Origin of the sequence: Leifsonia sp. SIMBA_070 (assembly GCF_046534635.1) — a bacterium.
GTDB lineage: Bacteria > Actinomycetota > Actinomycetes > Actinomycetales > Microbacteriaceae > Leifsonia.
Genome location: NZ_JAWRYK010000357.1, coordinates 1 through 267, shown reverse-complemented (window position 1 = coordinate 267; position 267 = coordinate 1). Strand labels below are relative to the sequence as shown.

The following is a 267-nucleotide window of genomic DNA, read 5'->3' as shown; positions in this document are numbered from 1 at the left end:
GATGCGAGATGAGCTCAGCGTTTTTGCGAGACAGCTTTGCGTTAATCAGCTTTAAGCAAGCTTCATGGCTGCGACCAGATGCGTCAGCGAGGGCTTTTGCTTTTTCGTCAATTCCACCAGATGTGAAGGCGTCGCGGGAGATCTCGTAAGCCGCGCGATCAAACGCCTCATCGCTGGAGTCGTTTGACGCGATCAATACCGCAAGCTCGACTTTCGACAAGTCGTATACGTTTTTTGCAATGACGCCCTTTTCGCCCGATGCGATGC

Annotated in this window: 1 protein-coding gene; it reads right to left on the bottom strand. The window is 52.4% G+C overall.

Going from position 1 to position 267, the window contains the following annotated elements; genetic code table 11:
• Positions 1-267: hypothetical protein (locus SB754_RS20665; protein WP_410784232.1), on the bottom strand; the 267-nt coding region annotated here is incomplete at both ends.